This window comes from Burkholderia sp. BCC0398 (genome assembly GCF_902833245.1).
In the GTDB taxonomy this organism is placed as follows: Bacteria; Pseudomonadota; Gammaproteobacteria; order Burkholderiales; family Burkholderiaceae; genus Burkholderia; species Burkholderia sola.
On record NZ_CADFEM010000003.1, the window covers coordinates 511357 to 533922 of the forward strand.

Sequence of the window (22566 nt, forward strand, 5' to 3'; positions counted from 1 at the left end):
TCATGACGCCCAACTCACAGCATCGACTGCGGAATTTGCACCACTGCCGTACCTGTCAGTGGCTTCGTCATGATCGTCCCCAGGAATGGCATGATCGTCATCCAGCTATCAGGCGTATAGCTGACCGTGACTGTCAGGCAGTACAGCAACGGCGTAGGCGTTCCGTTGTAGTTGCATTGCTGGGCCGCCACGTTGGGCGGACTGCTGTTTAGCCAACCGAGAACGTTCTGCGTAGTCGTCTTGGCGTTCGCGACGCGCGTCGTGAGGTCCGGTGCATAGGCCAACCCTGCACGCGCCCCCTCGCTCGCAGCCAGCGTCAAGCTCTGCTGAATGACGAAAACCATCCCGAAACTCAGGATCGCGTAAAAAATCACGAAGAACAGCGGGAACACGATCGCAAACTCGACCGCTGTCGCTCCACGTTGCCGCCGCCGCCCCGGACACGCGCTCTGTCGTTTCATAGCACGCCCCTCGTTGCGATCAGATAGATCAACCATGCTGCAGCCGGTACCGCGAGGCATGCGGCATAGGGCGTCGCCCGATATCTGCCAAGTATCAGCGCCGGCTCGCGCTGCCGCCATAAGCTCCCGAGCGAAGTGCGCGACAGCAGCATCAGTGCGAGCGCGTGCAGCCCTGCAGCCAGACTGGCAGCTACCCAGAGCCAAAGCAGCGCATGCGCACCGCACCAGATACCGAGTACAGCGAAAATTTTTACGTCCGCCGCGCCCATGACGCGCAGAAGGAAGAACGGTATCAGCCCGATCAGGCCGACCAGCATGCCGACCGCTGCTTGAAGCACCGAAATACCAAATGGACTCGCGGCCGCGCACACGGCACCGAACCCACCGATTAATCCGGCTACGACAAGCGCGTTCGAAATACGGCGGAAACGAGTATCACTGACCGCGACTAAACCCGTCCAGGCCAGAAATACCCCGCTAAAAAAGAGATGTCCCATCGCACCACGACCTGCAGCAGATGCAAGGGCGGGCGGATTACCGAGGCAGTGCGCCCGCTACTGCGCCACGACGACTTCCGAAAAAGAAGAAGTCGGCTTAGGTCGACGGCGTTGCCCGAATCGCGGAGGCAGAACAGTTCGTAGACGAAGGAGACGACACGCACGTGCCGAGATTGGTAAACATGTTACCGAGACTGCTACCGATGTTCGTCACCCCGGCAACGATCGCGACAGCGATAAGACCCGCGATCAGCCCATACTCGATCGCGGTAACCCCGTCTTCTTCCTTAAGGAAACGCTTGATGATTGCTTTCATTTTATTCCTCGTGCCTGTATTTACGTTTTCTGGCCTTTATACGTATACATCCCCGCATTCTGGCCGTTTGCCCCAACCGTTCGTCACATCTGCTGTAACGTCAACCGGGTGCGCTTTCTTTATAGGTCGCCCCGAAGGGCATTGCTCACGATTTGATGCAAGTTAACATTCGCGATAGCGCTCCTCCTCGAACGTAGTGTACCGAACCGTACATTTCCTTACATCTGCTCCCGATTCTATATCCGTTCCTATTTAAATTCCAACCTCTTTTAACCGCTCTGACGGAAAAAAAGACCAGGAGCACGACGTATTTGTACGGCGTTTCGGTACGACTTACACATAGGATTTACGATAGGTTAGATGTGCACACCTAATCCATCAGTAAAACCATTGCCGTGTCCACCAAGCCTGCGCGGGGCCCACGTTACGCCGCACGCGTAACGCCAATGTTGTGACGTTACGTTACGAAACGGCCGAAACCGTTCTCATTCATCTGCTTTTAAACAGATTCAACAATCTTTCAATTCCCGCGACTTCCTTTTCCGACAAGGAATTGCCTCGTTTAAAACCGGTTGTCGAACCGTCGGGCCTCGAAATGGCACGACAGTTGCAGAGTAGTCCTCGCACCACTCAACACAACGCAGTTCACAACACATTTTTAATGCGAGGAAGAAATGGACATTAAGGTTATCCCTCATGGCGTGTTCCGGACGACTCTGATCGCGGCCACCGTTGCAGCCATGCTCTCCCTCTCCGCGTGCGGCGGCTCCGGCTCCATCAGCCAGGGCCTCGGCGGCGGTTCCAGCTCGGGCGGCGGCGATACGATCTCCACGTCGGGCGGCAACGGCACGAGCGGCACCTCGGGTACGAGCGGCACCTCCGGCACCAGCGGGACCTCGGGTACGAGCGGCACGAGCGGTACCTCCGGCACCAGCGGAACTTCGGGTACGAGCGGCACGTCCGGCACCAGCGGAACTTCGGGTACGAGCGGTACGTCCGGCACCTCGGGTGTCTCGTCGAACGCCGTGGGAACTGTCCTCGCACAAGCCAGCACGATCCCCACGGGGCTCGGCGGCGCCGTCTCGGGTCTCGGCACCGTCATCGCCGGCCAGTCGCTGCCGGGCGTCAATCCGGGCACCACGCAAGCCGCGGGCGGCATCGTGCAAAGCGTAGGCGGCGCGGTCACCGCGCTGGGCAATGGCCTCGGCAGCGGCCTCGGCCAGCTCGGCGCGACGAAGGATCCGGTCGGCACCACGGTCGCCAGCACCGGCGGCGTGGTCAATCAGCTCGGCGGCGCAGTCACGCAAACCGGCAATCTGGTCACGAGCCTCGGCAGCGGCCCGCTGTCGCCGCTCGCGCCGGTCACGGGCGCCGTCGGCGGCCTCGTATCGACGCTCGGCGGCGCCGTGTCGAACGGCGGCACCACGCTCACCAACGCGCTGTCGACCGGCCCGATCCAGCAAGTCACGCAAACGGTCAGCTCGGCCATCACGCCGATCACGACGATGGTCGGCCAGACGACGCAGACGATCGGCGCGGCAACCGGCCTCGGCGCACCGGTCAACACGCTGCTCGGCACGATCGGCAACGGGCTGAACCAGGCCGGCGCGCTGATCGCATCGACGGGCGGCAACCCGGTCACCACGGGCCTCGGCGGCACCGTCTCGTCGACGGGCAACACCGTGAAGGCCGTCGGCGGCCTGCTCACAGGTGGCACGGGCGGCGTGACGAATCCGCTCGCGCCGCTCGCCGGCCTCCTCGGCACCGTCGGCGGTCTGGGCGGTGCAGCAGGCGGCACGAGCGGCGGCCCGCTGGCTCCGGTTACCGGCCTCGTCTCCACCGTCACCGGCGCGCTCGGCGGCGCCGCAGGCGGCGCAGGCGGCGGCCCGCTGGCTCCGGTCACCGGCCTCGTCTCCACCGTCACCGGCGCGCTCGGCGGCGCCGCAGGCGGCGCAGGTGGCGGCCCGCTGGCTCCGGTCACCGGCCTGGTCTCCACTGTCACCGGCGCGCTCGGCGGTGTGGCGGGCGGCGCGGGCGGCAGCCCGCTCGCACCCGTCACCGGCTTGGTCTCCACCGTGACGGGCGCGCTCGGCGGTGCGGCAGGCGGCAGCGGCAGCCCGCTCGCCCCGGTGACGGGCCTCGTCTCCGCGGTCACCGGCGCACTCGGCGGCGTAACGGGCGGCGGCAATCCGATTGCAGCGCCGGTCCCCGCAGCCACCAGCACCGTCGGCGCGCCGGCGCTGAGCGGCGGCACGGGTGCCGTCACGAGCTCCGGCTCCGGCACGAACCTGCTCGCACCCGTCACGTCGCTGATCGGCGGCTTGCTCGGCGGCACGCACAAGTAATCCGACATCCATTCATCGACAAGACAGCGAGGAGTCCATCATGTCCCAGCGTTCCAACACGACGACCACCCTGCGCCAATGGCGCGTACCCCTTACCGTTTTCGCGACGGCCTGCCTGCTCGCCGCGTGCGGCGGCAACAGCGTCAGCGCGCCGCCGAGCGGCAGCACCAGCGGGACGAGCGGCACCAGTGGCACGAGCGGTACCAGCGGGACGAGCGGCACCAGCGGCACGACGACCGGTACCAAGGGCGCCGTCAGCACGCTCGGCCAAACCGCCACCGACCTTGGCAGCACCATCGGGAACGTCAGCCTGCCGGGCCTCGGCGACGGCGTGACGAAGGGCGTCGGCAGCACCGTGTCGAGCACCGGCACGATCATCGACGCGGCCGCCGATGCGTTGAGCAACGGGCTCGGCCAGACCGGCTCGATCAAAGATCCGGTCGGCACGACGGTCGCCGGTCTCGGCAACGTCGTCGGCGCGACGAGCAACACGGTGTCCGGCCTGAGCTCGACGGTCAAGGCGCTGGGCGCGGGCCCGCTGGCGCCGCTCGCACCGGTCACGACGCCGGTCGGCACCGTGCTCGACACGGTCGCCAACGGCCTGACGGCCGCCGGCACGACGATCGGCTCGACGCTGTCGTCGGGCGCCGTGCAGCAGGTCACGCAACCGATCAGCTCGGCGATCACGCCGCTCGTGATCACGGCCGGCCAGGTCACGCAGCAGGTCGGCACGACGACCGGTCTCGGCCAACCCGTGTCGGGCCTGCTCGGCCAGATCGGCGGCGCGATCAGCTCGGCCGGCAAGCAGGTCGGCGGGACGTCGAGCCAGCCGCTCGTCGGCGACGTCGGTCAGCTCGTGACCGCGGTCGGCAATACCGTGACCAACGCGGGCGGCCTCGTCAATCCGAACGGCCCGAACGGCGCAGCACCGATCCCCGGCCTGATCACAAGCCTCGTCGGCGGCTCGACGGCAACCGTCCAGAACGGCTCGTCGTCGGGTTCCGCTTCGACGAATCCGCTCGGCGGCCTGCTGTCGGGTCTCGGTTCGACACCGCTCGGCTCGCTCACCGGCGCAACGGGCGGCTCGGGCAGCGGCCCGCTCGCACCGGTCACGGGCCTCGTCTCGACGGTCACCGGCGCGCTCGGCGGCGCGACGGGCGGCGCAGGCAGTGCAAACCCTCTCGCGCCCGTCACCGGTTTGCTGAATACTGTCACCGGAGCAGTGGGCGGTGCAGCAGGGTCCGGGGGCTCGAGCCCGCTCGCGCCGGTCACGTCGCTGGTCGGCAGCGTGTCGGGTACGGCATCGTCGGGCAGCGGTTCGACGGGCCTGCTGGCACCGGTCACGGGGTTGCTGGGTACGCTGGGTAGCGTCGGCAAGTAAGGAGGACGGTCGCGTCATCGCAGCCGGAGCGAATGACGCGGCCGTACGAACACAACCGGCATGGCGGCACGCGGCGCGCGACACCTGGGTGTCGCGCGCCGGCATTACAAAGAAGACGAAAAGCAAGGCCTACGAGGAAGAACAATGAAATCCAGACTCGACAGATGGATGATGCTGCTCGCCATCGCGGCAGCAGGCACGGCACAGGCGCAAACGCGCGTCGGCGGCAACCCGCTCGACTCCCTTCCCCAGATCAACGCACCGAAGACGGGCCCGAACGTCACCGTTCAGGTCGCGCCGCAGGCGCCGCAATTGCAGGAGCTGCTGTCGCGGCACCTGACGCCGAAGACGTTCCAGGTCGAAGGCGTGAAGTCGATACCGTTCGAGGAAATCACGCGCCGCTTCACACCGCTCGTCGGCAAGGACATCACGATCGGCGAGCTGATCGAAACCGCCAACGGCGTGACGAAGCTGTATCAGGAACGCGGCTACGCGCTGTCGTTCGCGTTCGTTCCCGCGCAGACGTTCGAGAACGGCGTCGTGCGCATCACGGTGGTGGAAGGCTATGTGTCGGACGTCAAGGTCACCGGCAAACCCGGCGCGATGGAACCCAAGATTCGCGCGATTGCTGCCCACATCACGGACGATCGCCCGCTGCGCCGCGCGACGTTCGAGCGTTACGTGAACACGTTCGGGCTGTTGCCGGGCCTCACGGTGAAGGCGAACGTGCCGCCGCCGCAAACCACCGACGGCGCGACGACGCTCGAACTCGCGGTCGATCGCAAGCCGTTCAACGTCAGCACGGGGATCGACTTCAACCACCCGGGCGTCCAGGGCCTCATCACCGCGACCGAAAACGGCCTCACGCGGTTCGGCGAGCAGTTGAGCATCTCGGCGCTCGCGCCGCCGGGACGCGACAAGCAGACCTACTTCGCGTTCAGCGGCGCGGTGCCGATCGGCAGCAACGGCCTCATCACGCGCCTCGATGCCAGCACGTATCGCGGCAAGCCGACCGACAACCCCGGCCTGCCGTCGTCGGTCGAGCGCACGGTCAAGAACGAGAAGCTCGGTCTTTCGGCCTCCTATCCGATCTTGCTGAACAATCAGCGTAGCCTGCTCGGTACCGTGTCTGGCTATGCGTCGCACAACGAAGACCGTTACCAGAGCAAAATCAACGGCAACAGCATCGATACGCGCTCGCAAGTCCGCGTGCTGCAGATGCAGCTCGACTACACGAGCGTCCAGCCGAAACAGGTGCAGAAGCTGAGCGTCAACGTCGCGAAGGGCTTCAACATCCTCGGCGCGTCGAAAGCGCAGGACACGACTATCGGTACGACGACGATCTCGGCGGACAGCCCGATCTCGCTGACCTTCGTTCGAACCGGCGCGACCTTCACGCAGACGAACGAATGGCCGTTCCGCATCGGCACGTCGGTGTCGCTGACCGGGCAATACAGTCCCGATTCGCTGCCGACGTCCGAGCAGATCTCGTTCGGCTCGACCCGCTATGCGCTCGGCTATCAGCCGGGTGAAACGTCGGGCGACTCGGGCTGGGGGATGTCGCTCGAAGTCAACCGCGGCTTCACGCCGGGCTGGACGTATCTGAAATCGATCACGCCGTACATCGCATACGACATGGCGCGCGTGTATCTGCACGCGGGCACGCCATCGCCGAATCGCATGTCGTCGGTCGGCATCGGCGTGCGACTCACGGACAGCCGCTACTACAGCCTCGATCTGAACGTCGCCAAACCGGTCGGCGATGCGCCGGTCGAAAGCGCGTCACGCAGCCCGCGCATCAACGCGGCGTTCTCTTATCAGCTCAACTGATCGGTCACCAAAGTCACGAACGGCGAGCGTCATGCTGGCCGTTTCGATTAGAGTCCCCTCTATCAAACGCGGCGTGCGGTTTCACGTATTCTGGCGAAGCTCGCAACATGCCCGCCCCATGCAGACGGTCGTGCGAGCGAATCGAACAGACATGCAAAACAAGGAGGATGACAATGATTCAACTGACTCGCCCGTTGCGTGCACTCGCCATCGCCGGCGCCCTGCTCGCGTGCGCAGCCCCCACGTTCGCACAAGCCGACAGCCCCATCGGCATGTGGCAAACGATCGACGACAACACCCATCAACCGAAGGCGCTCGTGCAGATCGCCGAGGACGGCGACGGAGCGCTGACGGGCAAGGTCGTCAAGGGCCTCGGCGCGAATGATACGCCCGATCGCCGCTGCACCGCATGCACGGACGAGCGCAAGGATCAGCTCATCAAGGGCATGACGATCATCAAGGCGATGAAGAAGGACGGCGACCACTGGGACGGCGGCAACATTCTCGACCCGGAGAACGGCAAGGTCTACAAGTGCAAGATGACGCTTGAAGACGGCGGCCAGAAGCTCGTGGTGCGCGGCTACATCGGCGTGTCGCTGCTGGGCCGGTCGCAGACCTGGGTGCGCCAGCAATAACGCCGTACGCGCGAGTACGCGCGGCTCAATGAAAAATCGGCCTGCGACGACGTCGCCAGGCCGATTTCTTTTGGTGCACGCACAACGAAAAACCGATGGGCTTCACGCCGCGTGCTTCATCGCATCCGATGGATAGCTGCCCGGCGCACGATATGCGGGTGCCGCGTGGCTACGCGCCTCCGCCGCCTTCGATTGCGTGTGCTTGCGCATCCGCGCGGACAGCTCATTGCAGAGATTCATGCCGACGTCGCCATAGAGCTCACGCATCACGTTCATCAGCGTGCCCGTTTCGTGCCACGCCTTGAAGCGTCGATGGCATGTTTGATACGACGGGTAACGGCGCGGCATGGCCGACCATGTCGCGCCACTGTAGATCACCCAGAGCACGCCGTTCAGCACGGCGCGCGTATTGGCTAACGGCCGGCCGCGCAATTCGGTGCGCGGCTGCATTTCGGGCAGAAGCGGCGCGACGCAGCGCCATTGGTGGTCGGTCAAATCGCGATACGGGGTCATGGACATCTCCAGCCTTAATAACCATGACACCACAATATCGGCTCACCTCAACGATGAATATAAGACAAATCCGAAAATACCCTGAGATTCGCTGAATTTAACCGAAATTGACGTTTAAATGTCGCCAATTACCCGAGCCGGCAATCGGCTCAGGTCAACGACGTATCGACGATGCGGCGCGGCGTCTCGATATATTCCTTCGATTGCATCTCGACGATGCGCGAGACCGTACGCGCGAATTCGTTGGCCATCGGCCCTTCGACGTACAACGCCTCGGCCGGCACCGCCGCGGACATCAGCAGCTTGACCTTGTGGTCGTACAGCACGTCGATGAGCCACGTGAAGCGGCGCGCTTCGGACGCCATCCGCGGCGACATCTGCGGCACCTCGGACAGCACGATCGCATGGAAGCGGCTCGCCAGCTCGAGGTAATCGTTCTGCGAACGCGGGCCACCGCACAGCGTCGCGAAATCGAACCACACGACGCCGTCCGCCTTGCGCAGCGCCTTCAGCTCGCGCTTCTCGATATGCAGGATCGGACTCTCGTCGGGCACGGCCGCGAGCTTGCCGAATGCATGGCGTAGTTCGCGATCGGCCTCCGCGCCGAGCGGCGTGTGATACATCTTCACCTGCGCGAGCGTGCGCTGGCGATAGTCGACCCCCGCGTCGACGTTGAGCACGTCGAGCTTTTCCTTGATCAGCGCGATCGCCGGCAGCATGCGGTCGCGATGCAGGCCATCCGGATACAGGTCGTCGGGATCGTAATTGGACGTCATCACGAACTGCACGCCGTTGTTGAACAGGCGGTCGAGCAGGCGGTATAGGATCATCGCGTCGGCGATGTCCGACACGTGGAACTCGTCGAAGCAGATCAGCCGGTAACGCTTCGCGATGCGTCGTGCGAGTTCGTCGAGCGGATCGGCCTGCCCTTTCAGCTCCTCGAGCTCGCGGTGCACTTCGCGCATGAATTCGTGGAAATGCAGGCGCGTCTTGCGCTGCACGGGCACCACCGCGTAGAAGCTGTCCATCAGGAAGCTCTTGCCACGGCCGACACCGCCCCACATGTAGACGCCGCGCGGGAGATCCGGGTGATTGATGAGCTTCTTGAACGCGTTCGAGCGGCGCGCCTTGTAGTCGACCCATTCGTCGAAACAGCGCTGCAGGCGATCGACGGCCGCGCGCTGAGCGGGATCGGACTGATAGCCGCGCGTGGTCAGTTCGCGCGTGTAGTATTCGGTGACGTTCATCAGGGCAAACCGGAAAAAACAAAGGCGAGCGGGAAAAACCCGCCCGCCCTCGTCATGAGACGGTTGCGCCAGCCGGTGGCCGGCCGGCGCTATACCGCGCTCAGCTGTTCAGCGAGCGCTTGTCGACCGCGAGCGCCGCTTCGCGCATCACTTCCGACATCGACGGGTGCGGATGGCAGATGCGGGCGATGTCTTCCGACGCCGCCTTGAACTCCATCGCCACCACGGCTTCCGCGATCAGGTCCGACGCGTTCGCCGCGATCACATGCACGCCGAGCAGTTCGTCGGTCTTCGCGTCCGCGATCATCTTCACGAAACCGTCCGGCGCGTTCATGCCGAGCGCGCGGCCGTTGATCGAGAACGGGAACTTGCCCGACTTGATCTCGCGGCCTTCGGCCTTCAGCTGCTGCTCCGTCTTGCCGACCCATGCGATTTCCGGGTACGTGTAGATCACCCAAGGAATGCAGTTGTAGTCGATGTGCGGCTTCTGGCCGTCGATCACTTCCGCGACCAGCACGCCTTCGTCTTCCGCCTTGTGTGCGAGCATCGGGCCGCGCACCACGTCACCGATCGCGTACACGTTCGGCACCGCCGTGCGGCAGTGGTCGTCCACGTCGATGAAGCCGCGCTCGTTGGCCTTCAGGCCGATGGCCTCGAGGCCGAGGTTGTCGGTGTTCGGCACGCGGCCGACCGACACGATCAGGCGGTCTGCGTCGAGCGTCTGCGCGTTACCGTCCTTGTCCGTGTACGCGATCGACACGCCGTCGGCGCTCGTCTTCACGTCGCCGATCTTCACGCCGAGATGGATGTCGAGGCCCTGCTTCTTGAACAGCTTCGCCGCTTCCTTCGCGAGCGCTTCGTCGGCTGCGCCGAGGAACGCCGGCAGCGCTTCGAGCACCGTCACTTCGGCACCCAGGCGACGCCACACCGAGCCGAGCTCGAGGCCGATCACGCCCGCGCCGATCACGGCGAGCTTCTTCGGCACCGCGTCGAACGTCAGCGCACCTTCGTTGTCCGACACGATCTTGTTGTCGACCGGGATGTTCGGCAGGTGACGCGCCTTCGAGCCCGTCGCGATGATCACGTTCTTCGCGGTGACGACTTCGGTTTCACCCTCGCCGCTCACTTCGATCTGCACGCCGGCGTCGGTCTTGCCGGTGAACTTGCCATGGCCCTTCAGCCAAGTGATCTTGTTCTTCTTGAACAGGAACTCGATCCCGCTCGTCATCTTCTCGACGATCGCGTCCTTGCGGCCGAGCATCTTCGCGACGTCGATCTTCACGCCGTCGACCGTGATGCCGTGGTCGGCCAGGTGATGCGACGTGTTCTCGAACTCTTCCGACGACGCGAGCAGCGCCTTCGACGGGATGCAGCCGACGTTCAGGCAAGTGCCGCCGAGCTTCAGCGCGCCGGCCGGGTTCTTCCACTTCTCGATACAGGCAACGGTCTTGCCGAGCTGCGCGGCGCGAATCGCGGCGATGTAGCCGCCGGGGCCGGCGCCGATCACGACGACGTCAAATTCCTTGGACATGACAATCCTTTCTACTTGTACGCCCGTGGGTTCGCGCGTGGGCGCGAACCCGCGGACCGGGTCGATGCGGTGAGACTCGGCTTACAGGTCGAGCAGCAGGCGTGCCGGATCTTCCAGCGCATCCTTCATCGCGACAAGCGACAGCACGGCTTCGCGGCCGTCGATGATGCGGTGGTCGTACGACAGCGCGAGGTAGTTGATCGGGCGGATCACGATCTGGCCGTTTTCGACGACCGGACGCTCCTTCGTCGCGTGCACGCCGAGGATGGCCGACTGCGGCGGGTTGATGATCGGGGTCGACAGCATCGAGCCGAACACGCCGCCGTTCGAGATCGAGAACGTACCGCCCGTCATTTCCTCGATCGACAGCTTGCCGTCCTTCGCCTTCTGGCCGAATTCGGCGATCTTCTTCTCGATCTCGGCGAGGCTCAGCTGATCCGCGTTGCGCAGGATCGGCACGACCAGGCCGCGCGGCGAACCGACCGCGATACCGATGTCGAAGTAGCCGTGATAGACGATGTCGTTACCGTCGATCGACGCGTTCACGAGCGGGAACTTCTTCAGCGCATGCACGGCCGCCTTCACGAAGAACGACATGAAGCCGAGCTTCACGCCGTGTTCCTTCTCGAACTTGTCCTTGTACTTGTTACGCAGCTCCATGACCGGCGCCATGTTCACTTCGTTGAACGTCGTCAGGATCGCGTTGGTCTGCTGCGATTCGAGCAGACGCTCGGCGATACGCGCACGCAGGCGCGACATCGGCACGCGCTGTTCCGGACGGTCGTTCAGCCAGGTCGCTGCCGACGCCGGCACCTTCACTTCCGGCAGCGCCGGCTTCGCGGCGGCGGTCTTCGCCGGTGCGGCGGCCGGAGCCGCCTTCGGTGCGCTGCCTGCTGCCAGCGCGTCGCCCTTCGTGACGCGGCCGTCGCGGCCCGACCCTGCGACGTCGCCCGTCGACAGGCCCTTCTCGGCCAGCAGCTTCGCGGCGGCCGGCGATGCGGCGGCCGAGCTCGATGCGGTCGCGGCAGCCGGCTGGGCGGCCGGCGCGGCCGCTGCAGGCGCGGCGGCCGGCTTGACTTCGGCGGCGCCTGCCGCTGCTTCGGCAGCACCTGCCTTCGCTTCGGTGTCGATCGTCGCGATGATCTGGTCGGCGACCACCGTGTCACCGTCGTTCTGCAGCACTTGCGCGAGCACGCCCGCTGCCGGCGCCGGCACTTCGAGGACGACCTTGTCGGTCTCGAGTTCGATCAGGATTTCGTCCTGCGCGACTGCTTCGCCCGGCTTCTTCTTCCACTGCAGCATGGTGGCTTCCGACACCGACTCCGACAGCTGGGGGACTTTGACTTCTACGATAGCCATGTGATTTTCCTGGATGCTTAATCTGGGGTGTGACGAGGTTCGTGCGATTCCTTCGGCCGGTGCGGCGCGCGACGCGCGCGGGGGCCAAAAGGGACGGGAAAGCGCCGCGCGCCTTCCCGTGTCGCTTGACGTCGGTTATTTCGCGATCGATGCGCTCTTCAGGCGGCCGAATGCCCCTTCGATCAGGGCCTTCTGCTGCTCGTAGTGCTTCGCGTAGTAGCCAACCGCCGGCGAGGCCGAAGCCGGACGGCCGCTGTATGCCAGCTTCTGCCCTTCCTTCATGCCTTCCTTCAGGTGGTGCTCGACGTAGAACCAGGGGCCCTGGTTCTGCGGCTCGTCCTGCACCCAGACCACTTCAGTCGCGTTCTCGTACTTCTTCATTTCGGCTTCGAACTGCTTGTGCGCGAACGGATACAGCTGCTCGATACGGATGATCGCGACGTCGTTCGCCTTCGCTTCACGGCGATGCGCGACGAGGTCGTAATACACGCGGCCCGAGCATGCCAGCACGCGCTTGACCTTCTTCGCGTCGATGCCACCATCGGTTTCGCCCAGCACCGGCTGGAACGAACCCTTCGCCAGTTCCGACAGATCCGACACCGCTTCCTTGTGGCGCAGCAGCGACTTCGGCGTGGCGACGATCAGCGGCTTGCGGAACAGACGGATCATCTGGCGACGCAGCAGGTGGAAGATCTGCGCCGGCGTCGTCGGCTGGACGACCTGCATGTTGTGGTCGGCACACAGTTGCAGGAAACGCTCGATACGCGTGGACGAGTGTTCCGGACCCTGGCCTTCGTAGCCGTGCGGCAGCAGCATCGTGAGACCGGACACGCGGCCCCACTTCACTTCGCCCGACGAGATGAACTGGTCGATCACGACCTGCGCGCCGTTGACGAAGTCGCCGAACTGCGCTTCCCACAGCACGAGCGTGTTCGGCTCGGCGGTCGAGTAACCGTATTCGAAGCCCAGCACCGCTTCTTCCGACAGCACCGAGTCGATCACCGTGAACTTCGCCTGACCGTCGGCGATGTTCTGCAGCGGCACGTACGTGCCGTCGTTCCAGCGCTCGCGGTTCTGGTCGTGCAGCACCGCGTGACGGTGCGTGAACGTGCCGCGGCCCGAGTCCTGGCCCGTCAGGCGCACCGAGTAGCCCGATGCGACGAGCGACGCGAACGCGAGGTGTTCGCCCATGCCCCAGTCGAGCGGCTGGTCGCCGCGCGCCATGTTGCGGCGGTCGTTGATCACGCGCTCGACGAGCGGGTGAACCTTGAAGTTTTCCGGGACCGTGGTGATGCGTTCGCCCAGGCGCTTCAGTTCGGCGAGCGGCACGGCCGTGTCGGCTGCATCCGTCCATTTGCGGTTCAGGAACGGAACCCAGTCGACCGCGTACTTGCTCTTGTAGTTCGACAGGACCGGATCGACGGTGTGGTGACCGTCGTCCATCGCCTTGCGGTACGCCTTCACGTAGTTGTCGGCGTCTTCCGCGGTGATCACGCCCTGCTGCACGAGCTTCTCGGCGTACAGCGCACGGGTGCCCGGGTGCTGCGCGATCTTCTTGTACATCAGCGGCTGCGTGACCGCCGGCGTGTCCTGCTCGTTGTGACCCAGCTTGCGGAAGCAGACGATGTCGATCACGACATCCTTGTGGAACTGCATCCGGTAGTCGATCGCGATCTGGATCGCGAGCACGACGGCTTCCGGATCGTCGCCGTTCACGTGCAGCACCGGCGCTTCGATCATCTTGACGACGTCGGTACAGTACAGCGTCGAGCGCGCGTCGCGCGGGTCGGACGTCGTGAAGCCGATCTGGTTGTTGATGACGATGTGCAGCGTGCCGTGCGTGCCGTAACCGCGCGTCTGCGCGAGGTTCAGCGTTTCCATCACGACGCCCTGGCCGGCGAAGGCCGCGTCGCCGTGGATCTGCACCGGCAGCACCTGCAGGCCGTCTTCGTCGCCGCGACGGTCCATCCGCGCCTTCGCGGAACCTTCGACCACCGGGTTCACGATTTCGAGGTGCGACGGGTTGAACGCGAGCGACAGGTGGACCGGGCCGCCTTCCGTCGACACGTCCGACGAGAAGCCCTTGTGGTATTTCACGTCACCGGCCGGCAGGTCGTCGACGTGCTTGCCTTCGAATTCGGCGAACAGGTCGGCCGGCATCTTGCCCAGCGTGTTGACCAGCACGTTCAGACGGCCGCGGTGAGCCATGCCGATGATGATTTCCTGCACGCCGCTCTTGCCCGCGTGCTGGACGACTTCGTCCATCGCCGCGATGAAGCTTTCGCCGCCTTCGAGCGAGAAGCGCTTCTGGCCGACGTACTTGGTGTGCAGGTAGCGCTCGAGGCCTTCGGCGGCCGTCAGGCGATTCAGGATGTGCTTCTTCTTGTCGACCGAGAAAGCCGGCGTCGCGCGGGTCGATTCCAGGCGCTCCTGCCACCAGCGCTTCTGTTCCGGGTCGCTGATGTACATGTACTCGGCGCCGATCGTGCCGCAGTACGTGTCGCGCAGGCCCTTGACGATGTCGCGCAGCGAAGCCTGGTCGAAACCGAAGTACAGGTTGCTTGCGCTGTACGTCTGGTCGAGGTCGCCTTCGGAGAAGTCGTAGAACGCGGGTTCGAGTTCCGGAATGGCCGGACGTTCGCGACGCTTCAGCGGATCGAGGTTGGCCCATTGCGAGCCAAGGAAGCGGTAGGCGCTGATCAGCGACTGGACGTGCACCTGCTTGCGCGCGGTTGCCAGATTGCTGGTGCTTTCGCGCGGGATGAAGGCATTGGCCTTCGCGCGCTCGGCGAACGATTCGACGATCGGGAAGTGAGCGACGTCATTGGCGTTGGAGCCGTCCGTCGCGGGCACGTTCTGCAGCGCGTCGAAATACTCTCGCCAGTTCTCCGGCACCGACGCCGGATTGTTGAGGTATGCATCGTACAGTTCTTCAACGTACGAAGCATTGCCGCCGAACAGATAGGAGTTCAGCTGAAACTGCTTCATTACATCTGACATTTTACGCTCACCTTTCTTCGAGCTTCTCGAGAAATAGCGGGTTACTCAACCTTCCGCGACACGGCCTGACCGTTTAGCGGATTGCGAATCAAGTCTTGCTTGGAAGGACCTAAAACTTGCGTGCGCGCAGCATATCACAGAACCGATACCGGAGTTCACGGTGAAATGTGCCCGAAAGCACCGCGTGGCGGGGTTTTGCCGGATTGCCGCGACCCGCCGGAACAGTGTTTTGCAGGCACTCCGGTTGCGCGATGCGCGAATGCAAAAAAGGCTGCCCGAAGGCAGCCTCTTTCGTCGTGCGCGGGAACAGTCGATGCTTAGTCGACCGCGCCTTCGCGGCTCGCGCGGCGACGCTCGTGCTCCTTCAGGAAGCGCTTGCGCAGGCGGATCGACTGCGGCGTCACTTCGACGAGCTCGTCGTCGTCGATGAATTCGACCGCGTATTCCAGCGACATCTGGACCGGCGGTACCAGACGCACGGCTTCGTCGGTACCCGACGCGCGCACGTTGGTCAGCTGCTTGCCCTTGATCGGGTTCACGACGAGGTCGTTGTCGCGGCTGTGGATGCCGATGATCATGCCCTCATACAGCGCGTCGCCCGGCTTCACGAACATGCGGCCGCGATCCTGCAGCTTCCACAGTGCGTAGGCCACGGCCGCGCCGTCGTCCTGCGAGATCAGCACGCCGTTGCGGCGCTCGAACACCGAGCCGTCCTTGACCGGTGCGTACGAGTCGAAGATGTGGCTCATCAGGCCCGTGCCGCGCGTGAGCGTCAGGAATTCGCTCTGGAAGCCGATCAGGCCGCGTGCCGAGATCTTGTATTCCAGGCGCGTACGGCCGCGGCCGTCCGACGCCATGTCGAGCATTTCGCCCTTGCGGCGGCCGAGCTCTTCCATCACGCCGCCCTGGTGCTCGTCCTCGACGTCGACCGTCAGCAGCTCGTACGGCTCGTGACGCACGCCGTCGATTTCCTGCATCACGACGCGCGGACGCGACACGGCCAGCTCGTAGCCTTCGCGGCGCATGTTCTCGACGAGAATCGTCAGGTGCAGCTCGCCGCGGCCCGACACTTCGAACACCGTTTCGTCGCCGGTATCCTTCACGCGCAGCGCGACGTTGTGGTTCAGTTCCTTCATCAGACGGTCGCGGATCTGGCGGCTCGTCACGAACTTGCCTTCGCGGCCGGCGAGCGGCGACGAGTTGACGAGGAAGTTCATCGTCAGCGTCGGTTCGTCGACGGTGATCATCGGCAGCGCTTCCGGCGTGTCGACCGCGCAGATCGTCGCGCCGATGCCGACGTCTTCGATCCCGTTGATCAGCACGATGTCGCCCGCTTCGGCCGATTCGACCTGCACGCGCTCCAGGCCCTTGAACGACAGCACCTGATTGATCTTGCGGTTCAGCACGTCGCCTTCCGGGCCGAAGCGCATCACGACCGGCTGGCCCGGCTTGATCCGGCCGCGCGTGATGCGGCCGACGCCGATCCGGCCGACGTACGTCGAATAGTCGAGCGACGTGATCTGGAGCTGCAGCGGCGCTTCCGGATCGGCCGGGCGAACCGGCACGTGCTCGAGGATCGCCTCGAACAGCGGGCGCATGTCGCCTTCGCGCGCGGCCGGGTCGAGCGACGCATAGCCGTTCAGGCCCGACGCGTAGACGATCGGGAAATCGAGCTGCTCTTCGGTCGCGCCGAGCTTGTCGAACAGGTCGAAGGTCTGGTTGATCACCCAGTCGATCCGCGCGCCCGGACGGTCGATCTTGTTGACGACGACGATCGGCTTCAGGCCGAGCGCGAGCGCCTTCTTCGTGACGAAGCGCGTCTGCGGCATCGGGCCCTCGACCGCGTCGACGAGCAGCAGCACCGAGTCGACCATCGACAGCACGCGCTCGACTTCGCCGCCGAAGTCCGCGTGCCCCGGGGTGTCGACGATGTTGACGTGCGTGCCTTCGTATTCGACCGCGCAGTTCTTCGCGAGAATCGTGATCCCGCGCTCTTTTTCGATGTCGTTCGAGTCCATCACCCGCTCCGCAATCTGCTGGTTGTCGCGGAAGGTGCCGGACTGGCGGAGCAGCTGGTCGACGAGCGTGGTCTTGCCGTGGTCGACGTGGGCGATGATGGCGATATTGCGAAGGGCGCGGGTCATAGAAACCTGGAAATCGTTTGAACGCGCAAACGCGCGCGCTCGTTTTCCACGGGGCGCGCGCGTTGCAGCTTGGAGAGCCTCAAATTATAGCACGTGTGCGTGTCGACAGCTGTCCCGCGCGTTGCAACGCAGCAAAACAGGCTGCGCCAATCCGCTTCGCCCCACCGCGCCCGGACGAAAAACCTTATCGAGACAAGGGATTCTCGCCGTGCCGAGCACGCGCTTAGCCGTTCGATTAACATTTGCCGCGGCAAGCAATTGTGCCTATACTGCTGCCTAGTCAACTATTGCAGCTTCAGGGTTTTATGTCGGATTCTCCTACCCCACCGCCCGTTTCGCCGTTGTCCACGTATCAGATGAACGACAGCGTCGGCTATCTGATGTCGCGCGTGAAGTCCGTGATGACCAACCTCGTCACGCAGCGCACGCAGGAAGAGCTCGGCATCACCGGCACGCAGGCGAGCATGCTGTTCATGATCGCGGTCGGCAAGTGTTCGACGGCCGCCGAACTGGCGCGCGAATACGGGATCGACGCGAGCGCGGTCACGCGCCTGCTCGACCGGGTCGAGAAACGCGGCCTGCTGTCGCGCGTGCGCAGCATCGAGGACCGGCGCGTCGTGCGCCTCGAACTCACCGACGAAGGCCGTGCGCTAGCCGAACGGCTGCCGCCCATTTTTCGCAGCGTGCTCGACCAGGTGCTGGACGGGTTTACGCCGGAAGAAGTCGGGTTCCTGAAGAGCATGCTGCGCCGCATTCTCAGCAACTATTGCGAGACGGCCGGCGGCAGCGTCACGTAATAGTTGCCATAACAATTACTTTTGACAGATTAATGTAAGGAAATCCTTGCAGTGTCCATCATTCATTCCGAGTCAGGGGTTAGCGCGATGAAAACCTCCCCGTTGTCCGTGCGCGCCGGGTCGTGCCGCGCCGCCGTCGCCGCCGCGGTCGCCGCGCTGGCGCTGGCGGGCTGCGCGAATTACATCGGCATCAAGAGCGACAAGCAGATCGCCCCCGCGTCGCAATTCGAATCCGCCCAGAGCCTGCCGGCCCAGGGCGGCCAGTGGCCGGCGCTCGACTGGGCGAGCCAGTTCGGCGATCCGCAACTGCCGAAGCTGATCGACGAAGCGCTGCAGGGCAACCCGTCGATCGCGCAGGCGCAGGCACGCATCGCGAAGGCGTCGTCGTACATCGAATCGTCCCGCTCGAACCTGATGCCGAAGGCCGAAGCCAGCTATTCGTGGACGCGCGAGCTGTATTCGTCGAACGCACTGTTCCCGCCTCCGTACGGCGGCCAGTGGTACAGCGAGAACAACGCGCTCGCGAGCGCGTCGTGGGAACTCGACCTGTGGGGCAAGAACCGCGAACGCCTGCACACGGCCGTGTCGCAGGAAAAGGCCGCCGAAGCCGACATGCAGCAGGCGCGCATCACGCTCGCGTCGTCGGTCGCGCGCACCTACAACTCGCTCGCGCAGCTCTATGCGCTGCGCGACATCGCGCAGCGCGAGATCAGCAACCGCGAGACGGTCGGCAAGATCACCGACGGCCGCGTATCGGCCGGCCTCGACACCAACGTCGAACGCCAGACGGCCCGCGGCAACATCGCGACGACGCAGGCTTCGCTGTCGGACCTCGACGGCCAGATCACGACGGTGCGCTACCAGCTCGCCGCGCTGCTCGGCAAGGGCCCGGATCGCGGGCTGCAGATCGCGGCGCCCGTGATGAACCCGAGCGGCGACGTCACGCTGCCCGGCAACCTGCCGGCCGATCTCGTGTCGCGCCGCCCCGACATCGTCGCCGCGCGCTGGCAGGTCGAAGCCGCGATGCACGACGTGAAGGAAGCGAAGGCCGAGTTCTACCCCGACGTGAACCTCGCGGCCGGCTTCGGCTTCGATGCATTCGGCTGGGGCAAATTCCTGAATTTCGCGAGCCGCCAGGCGCAGTTCGGCCCGGCGATCCACCTGCCGATCTTCGATGCCGGCGCGCTGCGCGCCCAGCTCAAGGGCCGCTACGCCGATTTCGACCTGTCGGTCGCGAACTACAACCAGACGCTGATCAGCGCGCTGAACGACGTCGCGACGCAGGTCGCGTCGATCCGCGCGGTCGATCGCCAGATGGGCGACGCCCAACGTGCGCTCGACGCATCGACGCGCGCGTACGATCTCGCGGTCATCCGCTACAAGGCCGGCCTGTCGCCGCAACTGCAAGTGCTGACGGCGGACAGCAACCGCCTCGCATCGGAGCAGACGGTGACCAACCTGAAGATGCGTCGCCGCGACATGCAGCTCGCGCTGATCAAGGCGCTCGGCGGCGGGTTCGACGCGACGGGCACGCCGCTCGCCGCGCCCGATGCGGCCACGCCGACCAAACAAGCCGCCAACTGAGCCGGCGCCACCACTACGCAGACACTCGAAATAACGGACGGAGAAAATCGCCATGAGCGACCAACAAAACGCCGCCAGCGCGCAGCCGCAGAACAACGGCAAGCGCAAACGAATGATGACGCTGCTCGTCGCGGTCATCGTGATCGCGGCCATCGCATACGGCCTGTACTACTTCCTCGTCGCCCGCTTCCATGAAGACACCGACGATGCGTACGTGAACGGCAACGTCGTGCAGATCACGCCGCAGGTCACCGGCACCGTGATCGCCGTGAAGGCGGACGACACGCAAACGGTCAAGGCCGGCGACCCGCTCGTCGTGCTCGACCCGGCCGATTCGCAGGTCGCACTGCAGCAGGCGGAAGCCAACCTCGCGCAGACGGTGCGCCAGGTGCGCGGCCTGTTCGTCAACGACGACCAGTACCGCGCACAAGTCGCGCTGCGCCAGTCCGACCTGTCGAAGGCACAGGACGACCTGCGTCGCCGCCTCGCCGTCGCGCAGACGGGCGCCGTGTCGCAGGAAGAAATCTCGCACGCCCGCGACGCGGTGAAGGCCGCGCAGGCATCGGTCGACGCCGCCCAGCAGCAGCTCGCATCGAATCGCGCATTGACCGCGAACACGACGATCGCATCGCACCCGAACGTGATGGCCGCCGCCGCGAAGGTGCGCGACGCATACCTCGCGAACGCGCGTAACGTGCTGCCGGCGCCGGTCACCGGCTACGTCGCAAAGCGCTCGGTGCAGGTCGGCCAGCGCGTATCGCCCGGCAACCCGCTGATGTCGGTGGTGCCGCTCAATGCCGTGTGGGTCGACGCGAACTTCAAGGAAGTCCAGTTGAAGCACATGCGCATCGGCCAGCCGGTCGAGATGACGGCCGACATCTACGGTTCGTCGGTCACGTACCACGGCAAGGTCGTCGGCTTCTCGGCCGGCACGGGCTCGGCGTTCTCGCTGCTGCCGGCGCAGAACGCGACCGGCAACTGGATCAAGGTCGTGCAGCGCCTGCCGGTGCGTATCGAGCTCGACCCGAAGGATCTCGACAAGCATCCGCTGCGCATCGGCCTGTCGATGCAGGTCGACGTGGACATCAAGGACGAACGCGGCGACCAGCTCGTCAACGCGCCGAACACCGTCTACGAGACCAACGTGTTCGCGAAATACGGCGACGAAGCCGACGCCGAAATCGCGCGCATCATCGCCGAGAACGCAGGCGGCAACGCGTCGGCGCCGGTCGCGGCGAAGCAGAACGCCGCCGCGAAAATGATGTAACCGTTCCGACTCCGGAAAGACAACCGACATGGCACAGGCTCCTGTCTCCTACCCGCCCCTGCAGGGCGGGCAACTCGTGCTCGGCACGATCGCGGTGTCGCTCGCGGTGTTCATGAACGTGCTCGACACGTCCATCGCGAACGTCGCGATCCCGACCATCTCGGGCGACCTCGGCGTGTCGTCCGACCAGGGCACGTGGGTCATCACGTCGTTCGCGGTCGCCAACGCAATCTCGGTGCCGCTGACCGGCTGGCTGACCGACCGTTTCGGGCAAGTTCGCCTGTTCCTCGCGTCGATCATCCTGTTCGTCATCTCGTCATGGATGTGCGGGCTGGCGCCGAGCCTGCCATTCCTGCTCGCGTCACGCGTGCTCCAGGGTGCCGTCGCGGGCCCGATGATTCCGCTGTCGCAATCGCTGCTGCTGTCGAGCTATCCACGCGCGAAGGCGCCGATGGCGCTCGCCCTGTGGTCGATGACGACGCTGATCGCGCCGGTCGCGGGGCCGATCCTCGGCGGCTGGATCTCGGACAATTATTCGTGGCCGTGGATCTTCTACGTGAACATCCCCGTCGGCATCGCCGCCGCGCTTGCCACGTGGTCGATCTACCGTACGCGCGAATCGACGGTGCGCCGCGCGCCGATCGACGGCGTCGGCCTCGCGCTACTCGTGCTGTGGGTCGGCTCGCTGCAGATCATGCTCGACAAGGGCAAGGATCTCGACTGGTTCGCGTCGACCACGATCGTCGCGCTCGCGTTGATCGCGGTCATCTCGTTCGCGTTCTTCGTGATCTGGGAGCTGACCGCGGAACATCCGGTCGTCGACCTGTCGCTGTTCCGCATGCGCAACTTCACGGGCGGCACGATCGCGCTCGCGGTCGGCTACGGGCTCTACTTCGGCAATCTCGTGCTGCTGCCGCTGTGGCTGCAGACCCAGATCGGCTATACGGCCACCGATGCGGGGCTCGTGATGGCGCCCGTGGGGTTGTTCGCGATCCTGCTGTCGCCGCTGACCGGCAAGTTCCTGCCGCGCACCGATCCGCGCTACATCGCGACCGCCGCGTTCCTCACGTTCGCGCTGTGCTTCTGGATGCGTTCGCGCTACACGACCGGCGTCGACGAATGGTCGCTGACGTTGCCGACGCTCGTGCAGGGCATCGCGATGGCGGGCTTCTTCATCCCGCTGGTGTCGATCACGCTGTCGGGCCTGCCCGGCCACCGCATTCCGGCGGCGTCCGGCCTGTCGAACTTCGTGCGGATCATGTGCGGCGGCATCGGCACGTCGATCTTCCAGACCGCGTGGGACCACCGCAACAACTTCCACCACGCGCAGCTGGTCGAGCAGACGAATCCGTACAACCCGACGTTCAATCAGGCCGTCACTCAGATGGGCAATCTCGGGCTTACGCAGCAGCAGGCACACGGCCTGATCAACAACATGGCCACGCAGCAGGCTGCGCAGCTGGGCGTGAACGATCTGTTCTACATTTCGGCGGCGATCTTCGTGCTGCTGATCGGACTGATCTGGATCACGAAGCCCGAACGCGCGGGCGGCGGCGATGCGGGTGCGGCGGCGTCGGCCGCGCACTGAGCACCACGTTCAATGCAATGCACCCAACAAAAAACCCGGTCGATTTCGACCGGGTTTTTTGTGCCGGCGAT

General features: G+C 64.8%; 17 protein-coding genes. 8 read left to right on the plus strand and 9 right to left on the minus strand.

What is annotated here, in order from left to right:
- Window positions 1-14: 14 nt before the first annotated feature.
- The 3 genes from HWX76_RS08965 to HWX76_RS08975 form a co-directional block, all read right to left on the minus strand.
- Window positions 15-461, minus strand: coding sequence for a TadE/TadG family type IV pilus assembly protein (locus HWX76_RS08965; RefSeq protein WP_124556367.1), 447 nt, complete (start codon window positions 459-461; stop codon window positions 15-17).
- Entirely contained in the window at window positions 458-958 is a 501-nt protein-coding gene (locus tag HWX76_RS08970; protein ID WP_124556366.1) for a prepilin peptidase, read from the minus strand. The genes HWX76_RS08965 and HWX76_RS08970 overlap by 4 nt, the downstream gene beginning before the upstream one ends.
- Before the next feature lie 97 nt (window positions 959-1055).
- Window positions 1056-1274, minus strand: a complete 219-nt coding sequence (locus HWX76_RS08975) for a Flp family type IVb pilin (protein ID WP_124556365.1) — start codon at window positions 1272-1274, stop codon at window positions 1056-1058.
- A 674-nt stretch (window positions 1275-1948) separates the two neighbouring features.
- Here HWX76_RS08975 and HWX76_RS08980 point away from each other — a divergent pair.
- The 4 genes from HWX76_RS08980 to HWX76_RS08995 all read left to right on the plus strand — a co-directional run bounded on the left by HWX76_RS08980 (window position 1949) and on the right by HWX76_RS08995 (window position 7465).
- Entirely contained in the window at window positions 1949-3619 is a 1671-nt protein-coding gene (locus tag HWX76_RS08980) for a collagen-like triple helix repeat-containing protein (RefSeq protein WP_050012497.1), read from the plus strand.
- A gap of 37 nt (window positions 3620-3656) precedes the next feature.
- Complete coding sequence (locus HWX76_RS08985) at window positions 3657-5000, plus strand: collagen-like triple helix repeat-containing protein (protein WP_124556364.1); 1344 nt, start codon at window positions 3657-3659, stop codon at window positions 4998-5000.
- A gap of 144 nt (window positions 5001-5144) precedes the next feature.
- The gene (locus HWX76_RS08990) at window positions 5145-6830 is read left to right on the plus strand and encodes a ShlB/FhaC/HecB family hemolysin secretion/activation protein (protein WP_050012495.1); all 1686 of its coding nucleotides are present in this window, start codon (window positions 5145-5147) and stop codon (window positions 6828-6830) included.
- Between the two features lie 173 nt (window positions 6831-7003).
- On the plus strand, window positions 7004-7465 hold the full coding sequence (locus HWX76_RS08995) for a DUF2147 domain-containing protein (protein WP_050012494.1): 462 nt from the start codon (window positions 7004-7006) through the stop codon (window positions 7463-7465).
- Window positions 7466-7567: 102 nt separating this feature from the next.
- Here HWX76_RS08995 and HWX76_RS09000 read toward each other — a convergent pair whose 3' ends face one another.
- From HWX76_RS09000 to typA, 6 genes are all read right to left on the minus strand, one after another.
- On the minus strand, window positions 7568-8011 hold the full coding sequence (locus HWX76_RS09000) for a transposase (protein ID WP_124593173.1): 444 nt from the start codon (window positions 8009-8011) through the stop codon (window positions 7568-7570).
- Window positions 8012-8127: 116 nt separating this feature from the next.
- Window positions 8128-9225 (minus strand): cell division protein ZapE, encoded by a 1098-nt coding sequence (gene zapE, locus HWX76_RS09005; RefSeq protein ID WP_027811308.1) that lies wholly within the window; start codon window positions 9223-9225, stop codon window positions 8128-8130.
- Window positions 9226-9325: 100 nt separating this feature from the next.
- Window positions 9326-10756 carry a dihydrolipoyl dehydrogenase gene (lpdA, locus tag HWX76_RS09010; protein ID WP_050012492.1) on the minus strand — a complete coding sequence of 477 codons (1431 nt, stop codon included), beginning with the start codon at window positions 10754-10756 and terminating at the stop codon, window positions 9326-9328.
- Window positions 10757-10837: 81 nt separating this feature from the next.
- Window positions 10838-12115 carry a 2-oxoglutarate dehydrogenase complex dihydrolipoyllysine-residue succinyltransferase gene (gene odhB, locus HWX76_RS09015; protein ID WP_050012491.1) on the minus strand — a complete coding sequence of 426 codons (1278 nt, stop codon included), beginning with the start codon at window positions 12113-12115 and terminating at the stop codon, window positions 10838-10840.
- 135 nt (window positions 12116-12250) lie between these two features.
- Complete coding sequence (locus tag HWX76_RS09020; protein WP_050012490.1) at window positions 12251-15115, minus strand: 2-oxoglutarate dehydrogenase E1 component; 2865 nt, start codon at window positions 15113-15115, stop codon at window positions 12251-12253.
- A gap of 317 nt (window positions 15116-15432) precedes the next feature.
- Window positions 15433-17259: a translational GTPase TypA gene (typA, locus tag HWX76_RS09025; protein WP_006476159.1), complete on the minus strand. Its 1827-nt coding sequence runs from the start codon at window positions 17257-17259 to the stop codon at window positions 15433-15435.
- Between the two features lie 305 nt (window positions 17260-17564).
- On the opposite strand from typA, the gene HWX76_RS09030 reads away from it, so the two are divergent.
- From HWX76_RS09030 to HWX76_RS09045, 4 genes are all read left to right on the plus strand, one after another.
- The gene (locus tag HWX76_RS09030) at window positions 17565-18056 is read left to right on the plus strand and encodes a MarR family transcriptional regulator (protein WP_050012489.1); all 492 of its coding nucleotides are present in this window, start codon (window positions 17565-17567) and stop codon (window positions 18054-18056) included.
- An 87-nt stretch (window positions 18057-18143) separates the two neighbouring features.
- Window positions 18144-19640, plus strand: coding sequence for an efflux transporter outer membrane subunit (locus HWX76_RS09035; RefSeq protein WP_050012488.1), 1497 nt, complete (start codon window positions 18144-18146; stop codon window positions 19638-19640).
- A gap of 52 nt (window positions 19641-19692) precedes the next feature.
- Window positions 19693-20907: an HlyD family secretion protein gene (locus HWX76_RS09040; protein WP_050012487.1), complete on the plus strand. Its 1215-nt coding sequence runs from the start codon at window positions 19693-19695 to the stop codon at window positions 20905-20907.
- Between the two features lie 28 nt (window positions 20908-20935).
- Window positions 20936-22495 carry a DHA2 family efflux MFS transporter permease subunit gene (locus tag HWX76_RS09045; protein ID WP_050012486.1) on the plus strand — a complete coding sequence of 520 codons (1560 nt, stop codon included), beginning with the start codon at window positions 20936-20938 and terminating at the stop codon, window positions 22493-22495.
- Window positions 22496-22566: the final 71 nt, after the last annotated feature.

Excerpts from the sequence above, each read along its gene's own strand:
- HWX76_RS09045 (WP_050012486.1), top strand. The coding sequence starts at position 20,936 with ATGGCACAGGCTCCTGTCTCCTACCCGCCCCTGCAGGGCGGGCAACTC.
- typA (WP_006476159.1), bottom strand. The coding sequence starts at position 17,259 with ATGACCCGCGCCCTTCGCAATATCGCCATCATCGCCCACGTCGACCAC.
- HWX76_RS09020 (WP_050012490.1), bottom strand. The coding sequence starts at position 15,115 with ATGTCAGATGTAATGAAGCAGTTTCAGCTGAACTCCTATCTGTTCGGC.
- lpdA (WP_050012492.1), bottom strand. The coding sequence starts at position 10,756 with ATGTCCAAGGAATTTGACGTCGTCGTGATCGGCGCCGGCCCCGGCGGC.
- HWX76_RS08965 (WP_124556367.1), bottom strand. The coding sequence starts at position 461 with ATGAAACGACAGAGCGCGTGTCCGGGGCGGCGGCGGCAACGTGGAGCG.
- odhB (WP_050012491.1), bottom strand. The coding sequence starts at position 12,115 with ATGGCTATCGTAGAAGTCAAAGTCCCCCAGCTGTCGGAGTCGGTGTCG.
- HWX76_RS08975 (WP_124556365.1), bottom strand. The coding sequence starts at position 1,274 with ATGAAAGCAATCATCAAGCGTTTCCTTAAGGAAGAAGACGGGGTTACC.
- HWX76_RS08980 (WP_050012497.1), top strand. The coding sequence starts at position 1,949 with ATGGACATTAAGGTTATCCCTCATGGCGTGTTCCGGACGACTCTGATC.
- HWX76_RS09030 (WP_050012489.1), top strand. The coding sequence starts at position 17,565 with ATGTCGGATTCTCCTACCCCACCGCCCGTTTCGCCGTTGTCCACGTAT.
- HWX76_RS09040 (WP_050012487.1), top strand. The coding sequence starts at position 19,693 with ATGAGCGACCAACAAAACGCCGCCAGCGCGCAGCCGCAGAACAACGGC.
- HWX76_RS08990 (WP_050012495.1), top strand. The coding sequence starts at position 5,145 with ATGAAATCCAGACTCGACAGATGGATGATGCTGCTCGCCATCGCGGCA.
- HWX76_RS08970 (WP_124556366.1), bottom strand. The coding sequence starts at position 958 with ATGGGACATCTCTTTTTTAGCGGGGTATTTCTGGCCTGGACGGGTTTA.
- zapE (WP_027811308.1), bottom strand. The coding sequence starts at position 9,225 with ATGAACGTCACCGAATACTACACGCGCGAACTGACCACGCGCGGCTAT.
- HWX76_RS08995 (WP_050012494.1), top strand. The coding sequence starts at position 7,004 with ATGATTCAACTGACTCGCCCGTTGCGTGCACTCGCCATCGCCGGCGCC.
- HWX76_RS09035 (WP_050012488.1), top strand. The coding sequence starts at position 18,144 with ATGAAAACCTCCCCGTTGTCCGTGCGCGCCGGGTCGTGCCGCGCCGCC.